General features: G+C 60.7%; 15 protein-coding genes. 7 read left to right on the top strand and 8 right to left on the bottom strand.

Features of this window, described 5'->3' with window-relative positions:
• The 3 genes from QM600_RS26300 to QM600_RS26290 form a co-directional block, all read left to right on the top strand.
• A partial coding sequence (locus tag QM600_RS26300) for an ABC transporter permease (protein WP_283264685.1) occupies positions 1 to 752 on the top strand: 752 nt, incomplete at its 5' end.
• Between the two features lie 17 nt (positions 753 to 769).
• Positions 770 to 1,867: an ABC transporter ATP-binding protein gene (locus QM600_RS26295; RefSeq protein ID WP_283264683.1), complete on the top strand. Its 1,098-nt coding sequence runs from the start codon at positions 770 to 772 to the stop codon at positions 1,865 to 1,867.
• The gene (locus tag QM600_RS26290; RefSeq protein ID WP_283264682.1) at positions 1,867 to 2,856 is read left to right on the top strand and encodes an ABC transporter ATP-binding protein; all 990 of its coding nucleotides are present in this window, start codon (positions 1,867 to 1,869) and stop codon (positions 2,854 to 2,856) included. Before QM600_RS26295 ends, QM600_RS26290 begins: the two co-directional genes overlap by 1 nt.
• Positions 2,857 to 2,872: 16 nt before the next feature.
• On the opposite strand, the gene QM600_RS26285 is transcribed toward QM600_RS26290, so the two are convergent.
• Genes QM600_RS26285 through QM600_RS26275 form a run of 3 tightly spaced genes read right to left on the bottom strand, consistent with a single transcriptional unit; the run spans position 2,873 to position 6,094 of the window.
• Positions 2,873 to 3,472, bottom strand: a complete 600-nt coding sequence (locus QM600_RS26285; RefSeq protein WP_283264680.1) for a histidine phosphatase family protein — start codon at positions 3,470 to 3,472, stop codon at positions 2,873 to 2,875.
• A complete protein-coding gene (locus tag QM600_RS26280; RefSeq protein WP_283264678.1) occupies positions 3,438 to 5,162 on the bottom strand; it encodes a glycoside hydrolase family 13 protein in 1,725 nt (574 codons plus the stop codon). The genes QM600_RS26285 and QM600_RS26280 overlap by 35 nt, the downstream gene beginning before the upstream one ends.
• A gap of 14 nt (positions 5,163 to 5,176) precedes the next feature.
• Positions 5,177 to 6,094, bottom strand: a complete 918-nt coding sequence (locus QM600_RS26275) for a sugar phosphate isomerase/epimerase family protein (RefSeq protein ID WP_283264677.1) — start codon at positions 6,092 to 6,094, stop codon at positions 5,177 to 5,179.
• Positions 6,095 to 6,397: 303 nt separating this feature from the next.
• Here QM600_RS26275 and QM600_RS30030 point away from each other — a divergent pair, with 303 nt between their 5' ends.
• Together QM600_RS30030 and QM600_RS26270 are read left to right on the top strand one after the other, a co-directional pair.
• Positions 6,398 to 6,814, top strand: a complete 417-nt coding sequence (locus QM600_RS30030; RefSeq protein ID WP_502943110.1) for a GTP pyrophosphokinase — start codon at positions 6,398 to 6,400, stop codon at positions 6,812 to 6,814.
• On the top strand, positions 6,811 to 7,392 hold the full coding sequence (locus QM600_RS26270) for a hypothetical protein (RefSeq protein WP_283264675.1): 582 nt from the start codon (positions 6,811 to 6,813) through the stop codon (positions 7,390 to 7,392). The genes QM600_RS30030 and QM600_RS26270 overlap by 4 nt, the downstream gene beginning before the upstream one ends.
• Positions 7,393 to 7,515: 123 nt before the next feature.
• Here the strand turns inward: QM600_RS26270 and QM600_RS26265 are convergent, their stop codons facing one another.
• Together QM600_RS26265 and lysX are read right to left on the bottom strand one after the other, a co-directional pair.
• Entirely contained in the window at positions 7,516 to 8,364 is an 849-nt protein-coding gene (locus tag QM600_RS26265) for an alpha/beta fold hydrolase (protein ID WP_283264686.1), read from the bottom strand.
• 30 nt (positions 8,365 to 8,394) lie between these two features.
• On the bottom strand, positions 8,395 to 11,742 hold the full coding sequence (gene lysX, locus QM600_RS26260; RefSeq protein WP_502943109.1) for a bifunctional lysylphosphatidylglycerol synthetase/lysine--tRNA ligase LysX: 3,348 nt from the start codon (positions 11,740 to 11,742) through the stop codon (positions 8,395 to 8,397).
• Between the two features lie 97 nt (positions 11,743 to 11,839).
• On the opposite strand from lysX, the gene QM600_RS26255 reads away from it, so the two are divergent.
• Positions 11,840 to 12,067 (top strand): RNA-binding S4 domain-containing protein, encoded by a 228-nt coding sequence (locus QM600_RS26255; RefSeq protein ID WP_283264673.1) that lies wholly within the window; start codon positions 11,840 to 11,842, stop codon positions 12,065 to 12,067.
• Between the two features lie 8 nt (positions 12,068 to 12,075).
• Here the strand turns inward: QM600_RS26255 and rraA are convergent, their stop codons facing one another.
• A complete protein-coding gene (rraA, locus tag QM600_RS26250) occupies positions 12,076 to 12,552 on the bottom strand; it encodes a ribonuclease E activity regulator RraA (protein ID WP_283264672.1) in 477 nt (158 codons plus the stop codon).
• Between the two features lie 22 nt (positions 12,553 to 12,574).
• Positions 12,575 to 13,471 (bottom strand): oxygenase MpaB family protein, encoded by an 897-nt coding sequence (locus QM600_RS26245; protein ID WP_283264670.1) that lies wholly within the window; start codon positions 13,469 to 13,471, stop codon positions 12,575 to 12,577.
• Positions 13,472 to 13,623: 152 nt separating this feature from the next.
• Between QM600_RS26245 and QM600_RS26240 the strand changes: the two genes are divergently transcribed.
• A complete protein-coding gene (locus QM600_RS26240; RefSeq protein ID WP_283264668.1) occupies positions 13,624 to 14,082 on the top strand; it encodes a hypothetical protein in 459 nt (152 codons plus the stop codon).
• On the opposite strand, the gene QM600_RS26235 is transcribed toward QM600_RS26240, so the two are convergent.
• A partial coding sequence (locus QM600_RS26235; RefSeq protein ID WP_349307290.1) for a histidine-type phosphatase occupies positions 14,072 to 14,786 on the bottom strand: 715 nt, incomplete at its 5' end. The genes QM600_RS26240 and QM600_RS26235 overlap by 11 nt on opposite strands.

Here is a 14,786-nt window from a genome sequence, read left to right as displayed (position 1 = left end):
CCGCGATCTTCGCGCCGCTGCTGCCGCTCGGTGAGTACAAGGACACGGTCAAGACTTTGGCCGAACCCGGATTCGCGTCCCCGAGCCTGCTCTCGGCGCATCCGCTGGGTACCAACAACTTCGGGCTCGACCTCCTGGCCCGCGCGCTGTTCGGTGCTCGTGCCTCCCTCACGGTGGCAATCTGCGCAGTGCTGATCGGCATCATCGTCGGCGGCACCATCGGCGTCATGGCCGGATACTTCCGCGGCAAGGTCGATGCCGTGATCGGTATCCTCACCAACTCGCTGCTGGCCATCCCGGCACTGGTTCTGCTGATCGCCCTCGCTGCGGTCCTGACATCGAACCTGCGCAACATCACGCTGGCACTGTCGATCCTCTGCATTCCCAGCATGGTTCGAATAGCGCGAGCCAACACCATCGTGGTGGCTCAACGTGAGTTCGTACTCGCAGCCCGCGCAATGGGCGCCACCAAGTGGCGTGTCATCTGGCGTGAACTTGTCCCCAACGTTCTCGTTCCCGTCGCGGCGCTCGGCCTGGTTGCCGTGTCCGGTCTGATCGTCGCGGAAGCGTCGCTCAGCTTCCTCGGACTCGGTATCGCACAGCCTGATCCGACGTGGGGCAACATGATCGCAGAAGGCCAGGGCGGCATCGTGGAGAAGCACCCCTTCATCGTTCTTGTGCCCGGTGTCTTCCTCTTCCTGACCGTGTTTTCGTTCAACCTCATCGGTGAGAAGTATCGGAGCAAACTGTGACTTCGTCTAGGCAAACTGTGACCACTTCAGTGAAGACCGGCGTGCCCCTGCTGCAGGCCGACAACATCCGAACCGTATTCGCAACTCCCCGTGGGCAGTTGCGAGCCGTCGACGGTGTCTCGATCTACGTCAACGAAGGTGAAACTCTCGGCATCGTCGGTGAGTCGGGTTCCGGCAAGTCGGTTCTCGGCCGCACCATCATGGGTCTGCTCCAGAAGGGTCCGGCGCTCGATATCAGCGGCACCGTGACCTTTGCCGGTCGCGACATGTCGACGATGAAAAAGTCTGAGATGAAGCACTTCTGGGGCCCCGAGATCGCCATGGTCTTCCAGGATCCGATGACCTCGCTCAATCCGTTCAAGCGAATCGGTACGCACATCACCGAATCCTTGAAGTTCCACCTCGGTCTCAAAAAGGCCGAGGCGCGCGATCGCGCCGCGGAATTGCTGACGATGGTGGGTATCCCCGAGCCGAAGCGTCGCCTCGACCAGTACCCCCACGAGCTGTCCGGCGGTATGCGCCAGCGTGTGGTCATCGCCATGGCGTTGGCCTGCGAGCCGAAGCTCCTGATCGCCGACGAGCCGACGACAGCTCTCGACGTGACGGTGCAGAAGCAGATCCTCGATCTACTCGCCTCGCTCAACGACAAACTCAACATGGCCGTGATCCTCATCAGCCATGACCTCGGTGTCGTGTCGGGACGATCCGATCGCGTCGCCGTCATGTACGCCGGTTCCGTCGTGGAAACATCGGCGACAGAAGAACTGTTCACGCGTCCGCGTCACCCGTACACCGAAGCGCTGATGGCCGCGATTCCGCGACTCGAATCGCCGACGCACACGGTGCTGCAGACCATTCCCGGTGGACTTCCGGACATGACCAAGCCTATGACCGGTTGCCGTTTCGCAGCTCGCTGCAAGTACGCGCAGGACGACTGTTTGACGGCCGATCCAGGCTTGGCACCCGGCGGCCCCGGAGATCACACAACGGAAAGCCATTCGTTCGCCTGCCACTACCCGGTGGATACACCGGAAGGCACAGCGGCATTGGTCGCCAACGAGAAGGCCGGCACAACCGCAGCGGGCTTGCCGCTCGCGGTGAAGGAGATGGTCTGATGACCGCAGCAGTGGATACCAAGAAGCCGGAAACCGTGGGCGCGGCCCTGACGGTCGAGGACCTGGTCGTCGAATTCAACGTCGGCAAGGGACAGACCGTTCACGCCGTCTCCGGTATCAGCTTCACCATCGCTCCCGGGGAAACCCTGGGCGTGGTCGGCGAATCCGGCTGTGGAAAGTCCACCGCCGGCCGCGCAATCATGCAGTTGCCCTCGCCCACATCGGGTTCCATTCGTCTCGGCGACGTGGAGATGACGGCACTCGACCCGGAAGAGTTGCGTCGCAGCCGTACTCAGCTGCAGATGATCTTCCAGGATCCCATCTCGTCGCTGAACCCGCGCCGTAAGGTCAAGGCCCTCGTCACCGAGGGTCCGACCATCTGGGGCGGAAAAGACAAGGCGGCCATCGAAGCTCGGGCCCGTGAGGTTCTGGCCGAGGTCGGCCTCGATCCCGATATGGTCTGGGATCGCACACCTCGCGAGCTATCGGGCGGTCAGTGCCAGCGTGTGTGCATCGCACGTGCATTGATGCTCGATCCCAAGGTCCTGATCTGCGACGAGCCCGTCTCCAGCCTCGACGTTTCCGTGCAGGCACAGATCCTGAACCTGCTCGAGGAGGCCAAGAAGCGCCACGGACTGTCCCTGCTGTTCATCGCGCACAACATGGCCGTCGTGAAGAACATCAGCGACCGCGTGATGATCATGTACTTGGGCCGTGTCTGCGAAATCGTTCCGGCAGAAGACATGCAGAACCGTGCACTGCACCCGTACACGCAGCTACTGCTGTCGTCGATCCCGGATCCCGACGCAGCCGTCACGGCTTCGCAGAACGTCGAGCAGAAGGTCATCGAGCTTCCGTCGCCGCTGAATCCGCCGAGCGGCTGCCGATTCCGTACCCGGTGCCCCCTCGCGACGGATCGTTGCGCCGAGGAAGTTCCCGAACTTCGTCTCGTCGACGGCGGACATCAGGTGGCCTGCCACAACGTGTGATCAGAAGCGGTGTGAGCTACACCCGCAACATGTTTCGGACGTGACCGGTCTCGTTGATTGACGCGACCCGTCGGCTTCCGTTGCGGGAAACCAGAATACGAGTGACGGAGACGTACTCGATCGGGAACGTCAGCGGACGTTCCAGTTCGAGTAGCTCCTGCAGAACGATATTGACGACGCCACCGTGGCAGAACACAGCCACGGTGGCGTCGTTGTCTGTTGATGCGACGATGTCGTCGATCGCGCCGAGTACGCGGGTACGGAACGCGTCGGCGTCCACGGTTTCGGGCAGCCAACCGGCCTTGATGCGCGCATACGTCTCGGGCGCCCGTTCCAAAACTTCATGCATCGGGATGTAGTGGGACTGCTCGGAGTCGTACTCCGCCAAACCGGCATATTGGGTGACGGGTATTCCCAACGTCCGAGCTACCGGATCAGCCGTCTGCAGGGCACGCTTCTGGGGGCTGCTGAACATCCCCGAAATCCTGTACGGGGCCAACGCCGCAGGCAACCGGTGTGCCTGGGCGTGGCCCTCGTCGGTCAACGCTGGATCAGCGCGGCCTTCGGTGACCTCGGCGAGTTCAGGAAGCGCGTGTCGAATCAGCAGTAGTTGCACACGGGACACCTTGCCAGACGGCAGTATCGGCCGGAATCGTGCCGTTGCCCGGGAGGGGCCCACTCGAGAGCAGGACCTCACCATCAGGCAGTGCGATCGGATCGGCCGACGTGTTCACGACGACGCGAAGTGAACTGCCGCGCTGGAAGTCCAGCACCTGATCGTTGTCGTCGTTCATCCAGGTCAGCGGCTCGGTAGCCAGTGCCGAGAGGCTTCGCCGTAGCGCCAGGGCGCTGCGGTACAGCTCGAGGGTGGAGTCGTTCTGACCGGTCTGGGACTCGACCGTGCGATCAGCCCAGCCCTTCGGCTGCGGCAACCACGGGGCCGCGTTGGCGTCGTCGGCACTGAACCCGTACGGCGCCGCGTCGCCGGACCACGGCAACGGAACCCGGCAGCCGTCGCGGCCACGTTCCTTGTGGCCGGTCCGCTCCCAGATGGGGTCCTGCAGCTGGTCGTCGGGAATGTCCTCGACCTCGGCCAGGCCCAACTCTTCGCCCTGATAGATGTAGACGCCGCCGGGGAGCGCGAGCATCAGCATCATGGCAGCGCGTGCCCGACGTTCGCCGAGCTCGAGGTCGGCGGGGATGTCGCGGATCTGACTGAGGGACGACATACGCGAATCTGTCTGCGGCCTGGCATATTTCGACAGATGCCGGGCGCCGTCGTGATTCGAGAGCACCCATGTCGGGGATGCGCCGACCTCGGCATGCGAGATGATCGTGCTGTCGATGACGGTGCGCAACTTCGACCCGTTCCACGGTGAGAGCAGGAAGTCGAAGTTGAAGGCGCTGTGCAGCTCGTCGGGACGCAGGTAACGAGTGAGTCGCTTCGGGTTGCCCACCCAGGCTTCGGCGACAAAGACGCGCGGCGGATCGTAGCTGTCGGCCACCGCTCGCCAGGAACGGTAGATCTCGTGAACCTCGTCGCGGTCGAAGTGCGGATGTTCCACCGGGTCGGAACCGTCGGCAGGGATCGGGGTGGGGTATTTCAGACCGTTGAGGTCGGGCAGATCCGGGTCTTTGCACAGGAATTGAGCGACGTCGATGCGGAATCCGTCGATACCGCGGTCGAACCAGAACCGAAGCGTCGCTTCGAAATCGGCACGAATATCGTCGTTGCGCCAGTTCACATCCGGCTGCCCGGGGGTGAACAGATGCAGGTACCACTCGCCCGGATTTCCGTCCGCATCCTTGACCCGCGTCCAGGCGGGACCGCCGAAGGAACTGGCCCAGTCGTTGGGTGCTTCGTTTCCGTTCTCTCCCTTGCCTGGGCGGAAGTGGAACCGGTCGCGCGGCGCCGAACCGGGTTCCGCCAGTAGTGCTTCCTGGAACCACGGATGAGCGTCGGAAACATGGTTGGGTACCAGATCCAGGATGACGCGAATCCCGAGACCGTGGGCCTCGGAAATCATTGCCTCGGCCTGTTCCATTGTGCCGTAAGCGGGTTCGATGCTGCGGTAGTCGGAGATATCGTAGCCGGCATCCTCCATCGGCGACGGGTACCAGGGGTTGACCCAGATGGCGTCGACGCCCAGATCTGCCAGGTAGCTCAGACGGCCCCGGATTCCCGCGATATCGCCGACGCCGTCACCGTTGCCGTCGGCGAAGCTGCGGATGTAGACCTGATAGATAGCGGCGCTCCGCCACCAGTCGTTGTCGCGGGAAATGTTGTCGGACAAGGTACTTCTCATCTCGGTAGTGGTGATCATAAAACTATGAGGGGGCGCAGGGTGTTCTCTGCGATCGTCAGCCCGGTTTTGATGCGCTGTTCTCCGCCACGCCACACGGGGTCCTCGTGTTCCACGGAAAGTGTTCCGGTGAAACCATGTTCGTAGAGGGCATCGACGATCGGGCTCCAGTCGATCTGGCCGCGGCCGGGCACTCGGTAACGCCACCATCCGACGTCCCAGGGGTTTTCGCGTACAGCTTTGCCGAAGATTCCGTACCGGTTGATCCGGTCCTTCTGGATTTCGATGTCCTTGGCCTGGGCATGCACGATTCGGTGTGCGTACGGCGCGATGGTGGTCAGAGGATCGATGCCCTGCCACACCAAATGTGAAGGATCCCAATTCAAGTAGAGCCCCAGATCGAACATCCACTCCCACAGCTCGGGAGAGTAGGCGAGGTTGGCCGGATATCCGTCGGGATGCCACCCTTCCATCGGGCAGTTTTCGATAGTGACCTTCACCCCGCGTTCGCCGGCGTAGTCGACGATCTCGCGGAAAGCTGGTTCTGCGTCGGCCATGTTCTCGGCGACGGGTTTTGTCCAGTCACGCCCGATGAACGTCCCGACATACGGAACCCCCAGCGTCGACGCCGTATCGATCACCCGTTTCAAGTGGGTTCTGATCGCTTCGCGTCGAGCGGGATCGGGGTGGAGGTTGTTCTCGTAGTACGCGAGGGCCGAAATGGCCAGGCCATGGCGCTCGAGGAGTTCGTGGGTGCGGTCTGCTTCGCGGGCGCCGAACGTTTCGACGGGCAGATGGGCGGCTTCGTAGAACTGCCGTCCGGCGCTGGGCCAAGTAGCGACTTCCAGTGCTTCGTAGCTGGTTTCGGCGGCCCAGGCCGCGATCTGTTCCAGACTGAGCATCGGTAGGGCGGCGGTCAACATACCTAGCTTCACTCACCTGTTCTAACAGGGTGAGTGCGTTCGAGTTCCGACAGTCTTGGTGAGTGAGAGCCCGGGGTCTGAGGGCTGAAACGTCCCCGCGGGGACGTCTAGACAACTCTGGCGGTGCCCCGCAAGACTTAGCGGGTGGACCAGGTTTTTAGCCAACAAAGGCATCCATCCTGAAGTTCAAGGTACATTTTGGTCATGCAAATATCAGCGAAGGATTCCAGGAACTTCGATCAGTCGGTCGAGGGTCTAGATCCGTTTGGAGTAGCACTTAAGGGATTGATTGGTGAGGTGCTTCGTGAGGGTTGAATCACCGTTCATAGCATCGACTACCGCGTAAAGGATTCAGATAGCGCTTCTCGAAAAGTATCCCGAAACGAAGGTAAGTACTCGGATTTCTCGGACTTACATGACCTATTAGGGCTGCGGGTGATCACATACTTCACCGATGAAGTTGATCAAGTTGCCAGATTGTTGCGCCCGGAATTCTTGATAGACGAATCTAATTCAATCGATAAGCGAAAGGTCCTTGATTCTGATCAATTTGGATACCTGTCGCTGCATTTTGTCGCTGAGATTAGCGAAACTCGAACAGTGTTGACTGAGTACAAACGGTACAAAGGTCAACTATTTGAGCTGCAGATACGGTCTATTCTTCAGCATGCTTGGGCTGAAATTGAGCATGACCTAGGATATAAAGTGGAGAAGGCTCTACCCAAAGAGTGAAAAGGCGGTTCTCAAGGCTGTCTGGACTTCTTGAACTGGCGGATGATGAATTCGTCAGGCTACGAACAGATCTTGTAGATTACGAGAATCACGTCAAACGTACTCTAGTTGATTCCCCGGAGAAATTGGAACTGAATCAATCGACACTTTCGGCGCTTCTAGACACGGCGACGTTTAAAGAATTCGATCGCGGAATTGCTGATCTGCGAGGATCTGAACTTGCAGAAGATGTGGATACTAAGTATGTAGCGCGACGGGCTCGTGTGTTGAGTTCCCTTGGTGTCGTGGACGCGGTTACTGTGATCAATTTGATAGATGTTCGACGTAAACATGCAGTAAACCTTTTAGAGAAGATTTGGGTGGGAGCCGATAGGCCTGTGCAAGACGTGGCCCCACGCGGCGTTGGACTCTTACTTCTCGAGTACACTCTGGTTGCTACAGCGAATGAATCCGCTCGCGAAAAATGGATCGATGTTCGTCGTATTCCTGAACCGCGGAGTAGGAAGTTTATTAACAGAATTGATGCGGTATGGCCACTCGTAGTCGAAGAGTTGGGTAATCCCGACGTGGCTGTTTGAATTTTTGGAGGCAGCAGGCCACGGATAGCGCAAACGCTCCTGCCTGTGAATTGAGGGGCATGGAACGTAAGTCGGCCGTCGGTCGGACCAGGGGATGGCGGCCCTCTCGCTCTAGTCGAGTTCTTATCGGTCGGACTGCGTCAGTCGGCTGATCAGATCAGCAAGTTCTTCCGGTTGATCGATCATCGCGTGATGGTGGGCCGGCCGCAGGACGTGGAAGCGGCCGCCCAGGTAGGTGGCCAACCGTTGTTGCTTGGCCATCCATCCAACGGACCATGGTGTGTTGCGGCCGGTGTGGGCGGCCACGACGCTGATCGGAATATCTTGCAGGAGCTGATCCTCGGATTCCCGTAATTCGTTGAGCTCCAACGCCATATCGGTGTAGGCGACATACTCGACGAGCGCTGCTTCGAGATAGTGTGGCTCGCGGTAGATGCGCTTTACCCAGTCGTCCATGGTGTCGGAGGGGCCGTCCGGCGGAACGGAATGATTGAGAATTCTGCGAGTGGTGGTTCCCAGTAGTCGTTGAAGGCCGGTGGTGATGAAAGATGTTGCGATGGTGTGAGATGCGGCCAGAAGAATGTCTCGGGGAATGATTCGCTTCGGGTTTTTCTCGGCACTGGAGTCGAGGAGCAGTATGCCGGCGGCTCGATCGGGGAACAGTCGAGCAAAGCCTTCGACATAGAATCCCGCTATCGAATGGCCCACTGCCACAGTGGGTTCGGAAATTTCCAAGGCATCAAGTACGTCGATTATGCGCTGCGCCTCGCCGTGCACGCTCGGCACCTCGGTAGACGGCTCGCTGAGCCCGAAGCCGGGCCGGTCGAACCGAACGACGGTGTGGTCCGACGAGAGATGGCATGCGCAATCGTCCCAGTCGAACCAGTTGCCGGCCAAGCCTCCGCAGAGGACGACGACGGGTCCGTCGCCCTCCACGAGAACGTGCAGCCTGATCCCACCGACCGTCATCATGTCGCCTGGCGGTTTCACGTGAAACAGGCCCTACTGGCGTGGTTTCGCGAGCGGGAAGGCCAGGGTTTCGCGGATGCTGCCACCGGTGATCAGCATGACCACACGGTCGACACCCATCCCGAGCCCACCCGTCGGCGGCATTGCGTGCTCGAGAGCCTGGAGGAAGTCTTCGTCCACTTCCATGGCCTCGGGGTCGCCGGCGGCGGCCAGCAACGACTGCTCGGTCAGGCGGTTGCGCTGATCCACCGGGTCGGTGAGCTCGCTGTACGCCGTCCCGAGTTCAACGCCCCACGCCACCAGATCCCACTTTTCTGCGACGCCGGCAATGCTGCGGTGCGGGCGCGTGAGGGGAGACATGGAGGTGGGGAAGTTGGTGTAGAACGTCGGGAATTCGGTGAAGTCCTCGACCAGATGCTCGTACATTTCCTGCGCGATCGCGCCCTTGTCCCAGTTGGCCTGGTACGGGATTTCGTTTTCGTCGCACAGTTTTTGGAGCTCTTCGAGGCTGGTTTCGGGGGAGACGTCGACGCCGAGTTTTTCGGCGACAGCCCCGTGCATCGTCTTGACCGGCCACTCGCCGGAGATGTCGACCTCCACCAATTCGCCGTCCGGGCCGGGACGCATGATGATCTCGCGCCCGAAGGCTGCAACGGCAGCAGCCTGGATGAGCTCGCGGCACATCCGCATCATGTCCTCGTAGTCGCTGTGCGCTTCGTAGGCCTCGAGAATCGTGAACTCGGGATTGTGTTTGAAGTCGACGCCTTCGTTGCGGAACACCCGACCGATTTCGAACACCTTCTCCATACCGGCGACGCACAAGCGCTTCAGGTACAGCTCGGGCGCGATGCGCAGATACAGATCCAGGTTGTAGGCATTGATGTGTGTCAGGAACGGAGCTGCGTTGGCGCCGCCGTGCACTTGCTGCAGGATCGGTGTTTCCACTTCGAGGAATCCGCGGCCGTCGAGTGAATCGCGCAGTGACTTCACGACGGCACTTCTGGCCTCGAGCAGTTTCCGGGCCTTCGAGTTGATGGCGATGTCCAGATAGCGCTGACGGACACGGGTTTCGGGATCAGCGAGGCCCTTCCACTTGTCCGGCAGTGGGTGCAGGCATTTGCCGTTCATCCGCCAGGAGGTGGCGATCAACGACAGCTCACCTTTTCGGCTGCGTCCGATGGTTCCGCTGACTTCGATCAGGTCGCCGAGGTCGAATTCGCCGGCGAACTTCGCCAACTCTGCGCGTCCGACGTGATCTTGATCGACCAGAACCTGGATGTCGCCGGACCAGTCACGCACATCTGTGAACATCACTCCGCCGTAATCGCGCACTCGCAGGATTCGGCCGGCGATACGCACCCGGGTGCCCTCGGGAGACTGTGCCGCCGCGGCAATCGTGTGCGTCGGCGGGTACGCGATGGGATAGGCGCTGATGCCTTCGTCTTCGAGCGCTGAGAGTTTGTTCATGCGGACCCGAACCTGTTCGGGCCGACGCGGTCCCGGTGCGGTCAGTGTTGGTGCGGAGTCCGGCGGGCTGCCGTCGGCATGTAGACCTTCGGCGGTGACGAGTGCGGCGGGCAGCGCTTCGTGAGTTCCGGTGTGTTTGGTGGCCTTGCTCGATCTGCGGCTGAAGCTGGGCAGGACTACGAAGCCTTCGGCGATCGCGGACGCGAAGCCGACGCGTGGGAGTTCACGGTTGTCTTCGAAGCACAAGAAGCGAGGTTCCCAGTCGGGCTGATATTTGAGGTTCGATCGGTACAAGGCTTCGAGCTGCCACCAACGCGAGAAGAAGACCAGCACCCCGCGCCAGATGCGCAGGATCGGGCCGGCGCCGATGCGTGAGCCTTCCTCGAACACCGAACGGAACACGGCAAAGTTGAGCGAAACCTTGACGACGCCGATCTCGTCGGAGCGCGTCGCAAGTTCGGAGACCATCAACTCCACAACACCATTCGGTGACGCCGGTTTACGACGCATCAAGTCGAGCGAAACTCCGTTGGGTCCCCACGGAACGAGGGACAGCATGCCGACGACGGACTCGTCGTCCGTTCCTTCGCCCATCACAGCTTCGACGAGGAGGCAGTCGCCGTCGAGAGGATCACCGAGTCGGCCGAGCGCCATCGAGAATCCACGTTCGGTTTCGGTATCGCGCCAGTCGTCGGCGCGGACGATGGCGGCGGCCATGTCCTCCGGTGAGACGTCGCGGTGGCGTCGTATCCGGACCGTCACGCCGTGGCGTCGCACGCGGGTAACGGCTTGGCGCACCGGACGCATATCGCGCCCGTTCAGATTGAATTCGCGGGTGCGCAGGATGGCTTCGTCGCCCAGTTGCAGGACGTTCAGGCCGGCCCGTTTGTAGGCGGTGGCTCCGGTTTCGCTGGCTCCCATGACGGCGGTCGCCCAACCGTATTGCGAAGCCAGGTCCTGCCACGCCTCGATGGCGTGCGGCCAGGCTTCCGGGTCGCCGACGGGGTCGCCGCTGGCCAGGCAGACGCCGATTTCGACGCGGTAGGTGATTGCTGCTTTGCCGCTGGGAGCGAAGATGACGGCCTTGTCGCGGCGAGTGGCGAAGTAGGCGAGGGAATCGTCGGCACCGTAACCCGCGATCAATCCACGAAGTGCGGATTCGTCATTGCCGGTCAGTGCGTTGTTGGAGCGTTGGGCACGAAAGAGCGTGATGACGGCAGCGAGCAGGGCAATGGCACCGAGGAGGCCGAGGATGGTGTTCACGAAGGCACGGGGGTGGCCGTCGAAGACCTCGTTGTCGACTGATGCAGCTGCGGTGACGCGGTTCAGTGCCCACACGAATCGCTGATTCTCGGGCAGGGTGCCGGGGAAGAGTTCGACCAGCCCCCAACCCAGCAGGGTGGCGATTGCCATACCGCCGATGAAGACACCGAGAGCTTTCCATCCGGCGCCGCGTCGTACCCGCGTGTAGAACTCGGGTCGCGCCGCGATCAGAACTCCGATCATGATGAGCAGAACGACAACGGCGACAGCGTTGTTCGGGTTCTTGTCGGTGATGGCCGATGCAACGTTGGTGAGTGTGATCAATGCCAGGTAGATGGTCAACAACCACCAAGCGATCCGCTTGCGACTGGCGAGCGCCGCCGCAAGCAGGCCGACGACGAGCGCCCACGACAGGCTCGTATCCGGTGCGTCGAAGTAGTAACTGTCGATGTACTCGCGGGGCACTCGAACGATATGTCTGAGCGTGGGAGAAAGGCTCCACAGGAAGACCAGGACGGAGAACACTCCGAGGATCAATCCCGAGATATGCGGGACCTGGCTCAGCCGTCCCGGGTGGGGCCGGCGCGATTTCCGCGGACTTTCCGGCGGCGATTCAACTAACTCTGCGGTTGTGTCCGTGGCTTCGCTGATAGGTGCCATCGAGCTTCCTCCTATACCTGTCGATCAGTCCTCACTGCTTAGTGTGGTCTGTCGTGTCCGGTTTTGTGGGAGGAGGAGAATGATTGGTATGACCGCCAACATTCCTGCAGTTCAGATCCGCGACGAAATGATCCGACTCGGCCAGTTTCTCAAGCTCGCAAACCTCATCGAGTCCGGTGCCGAAGCCAAGGAAGTGATCGCCGAGGGTTTGGTGTCGGTCAACGGCGAGGTGGAGGACCGTCGAGGCCGTCAGCTTCGGGACGGCGATGTGGTCGAGATCGGCGGGATGGCTGCCAAGGTGGAAGCTCCCGCCTGATCCCGTTTCTACTTTTCGCGGACGACTATCCCGTCCTGGTCGCTGTAGACGATCTCACCCGGATTGAAGGTGACGCCGCCGATTTCGACGGGCACGTTCTTTTCACCGGAGCCGGTCTGCGTGCTCTTGCGGGGGTTGGTGCCCAGTGCCTTGACTCCGATGTCGAGGGTGCGCAGGATCGCGGAGTCGCGGACGGCTCCGTTGACGATGACGCCGGCCCAGCCGTTGTCGACGCCGCGTCCGGCGATGATGTCGCCGACCAGTGCGGTGTGAATGCCGGCATCACCGTCGACGACGAGGACACCGCCGTGGCCGGGTCCGCTGAGGGTCTGCTTGACCAGCAGGTTGTCCTGGAAGCACTTGATGGTGGTGATGGGGCCCGCAAAAACCTCGCGGCCGCCGAACTGGGTGAACTGCGTATCGCAACTGCGGATGTCGGGTCCGATTTCGTCGGCTAGGTCAGCGGTGGCTACAGGCTCAGTCATGCGTTACAGAATAGTCGGCACGTCAGGCCTGGGCCTGTTGGTCGGTCTTGAGGTGCTTGACGGGGCATCCCGTGGGGAAAGTTCCTAATTCTTCGACCTTGTAGCCCGCCGGGTAGCTGCGAATGCTTGGCTGCTCGCGTGTGAACTTTCGGGTGGTGCGCACCGGGAAGAAGCGCAGCAGTCGGCCTCGGGCTTTGAGGGCGCCCCGCGAGATCAGGCGCATCGCGGTGGAAGGACGTTTGTACCCGAATGCGTCGAGAAGGTGGTCGTCCATGAGCGAGAACGCAAATCCCTTGACGAGTGCTCTCGGTGCGAAGTTGTTGGGTGGGAACGTGCACATCAGTTCGAGGGTGGCATCGGCGACCGCACGAGCACCTGAGTCGAACGAAAAGTGCTCTCTTTCATAGTCATCCATGAACTTTGCGAATTTTTCGTACGTATCGGGAGTGTTCTTGATGTTCATGTGTCGACCGAGTTGGCGATAGTAGTTCACGGACCCGATGATTTCGTTGGTGGTCATCTTGCGCCAGCCATAGGCATCGAGCCAGCGCACGGGTGTGACGACAAAAGTGGACAGCACATAAACCATATCGTCGTTGGAAATGTCGTACGAGCCGTGCATTTGATTCATTCGCCGAACGCTTGTACGCCCTTCGGGGCTCCCGAGGCCATGTTCGAGAATCGAGTCGAGGATCAGAGTGGTGTCGTCGTAGCGCTTTTGGACTTTGTCGGTGAACTCGCCGGTGGAGAACAGTAGTTTGCCGATGGACGGCACCGCGTAGGTGCGGAACAGCGCGAAACTGAGTGCCTGAGTGACGTCCCACGGAAATTCTTGTGTGGTCAGGATGCGCGACATTTCCTCGTAGTCGGTTTCGGGATCGAGTCGATCCGTGCGACTGCGGAGTTCGTATCGCTTCATGGGAACACTCCAAGGCTAGGTGTGAGCTATGCCACCGAGAGTAGTTCTGACAACGCATGTTGTCTAGTGCTTCGGATTGGTCGGTATCCGATCGTTTCAGGGGTTGTAGCAGGGGTATCCGATCAACGGAGTTGTCGAACCGAGGAGTTCCTATGAGCGTGCCCCGCACCGTCCGAATCCTGGCAGCTGTCGGACTGCCAATCGCCGCGTCAGTTATGTACGCGGGCACTGCATCCGCAGATCCGCCTCATCCGTTCGGTGGCGCCGCCGTGACCATCGGATGCCCCAATCAGGGTTCGTTGGCATCGTTTACCGGTTTGACCGGGCAGTCCGGTCCCGAAGCGAATCCGCCCATCGCCAAGGGCGACATCCACTTCGAGTCCTTCCCGGCGGCCGCGCCGCTGCCGGCCGCCGGTCAGATCACTGTTGCCTGGGTCAATACCGACACCGGTAGGTCCGGAATCGTAGATCTGATGGGGACGTATCCCTATCTCTCGGCGACCGTGAATACCGGACCCGGAAACGTCGTTGCGACGGCATTCGGCTCCATCAACTGGGGCAGTAGCCCTATCTGCCAAAGCAATCCGACGATCGGTCGATTTATCGCCTAGAAATTTTCGGTAGGCAACGCTCAAGCTCAGTCGGCGTGTAGAAGAAGCTACCGCCTGCTACCGGCGTGCAGGGCTCGGCAAACGCGGTTTCGCGCTCGTTGTAGAGCATCCGAACCAACTGTGCATTGTCGGGCCCGGAGTAGACATCCCACGAGATGTTGGCAGCCATCGGGCTGACGCGTTCCCCGCGCCAGGGGTTGTTTGCGTACGTGTACAGCTCGCCCTCAGGCTGCTGAACTGTGCTGCCGGGCAGCTTCAGCAGTGCGGCGAACGGGATGATCGTCTCTGCGTGTGCAAATCGGAAGTCTGCTCCGGGCAGTGCATTTGCGCTCGTATGTGCCTTCAGGCCGGCGAGGAACTCGTCCCGCAGTACGGTCGCCATCCGGTAGGTCACGTCTTCGTCGGCAAAGCCGGGTCCCTTGGCGTAGAAATCCTCGGCGTCGTTGGTGTACGCCAGCCACTGGGCGTCATCCTGATCGATGAAGCGCCCGAAGTTCCAGTCGCCTTCCTCGCTCATGCCCGGGGTGATGATGTAGGTGTTGTAGAGCATGTACGCGGCATCAACTTCGTCGTTGATCTCTTCCGAGCCCTTGCCTCGGTCGACGAGTGAGAACTCTCCGGCGACAAGGCGATCCACGAAGCTCTCGCTGTACAGCTTTGTCATCATGTGGCGCGAAACCTCACGAGTGCGAGGTAGGTTCGAG

The sequence above is a fragment of the Rhodococcus sp. IEGM 1379 genome (genome assembly GCF_030056815.1).
Lineage (GTDB): Bacteria > Actinomycetota > Actinomycetes > Mycobacteriales > Mycobacteriaceae > Rhodococcus_F.
This window is presented reverse-complemented; position numbering and strand designations above follow the sequence as displayed.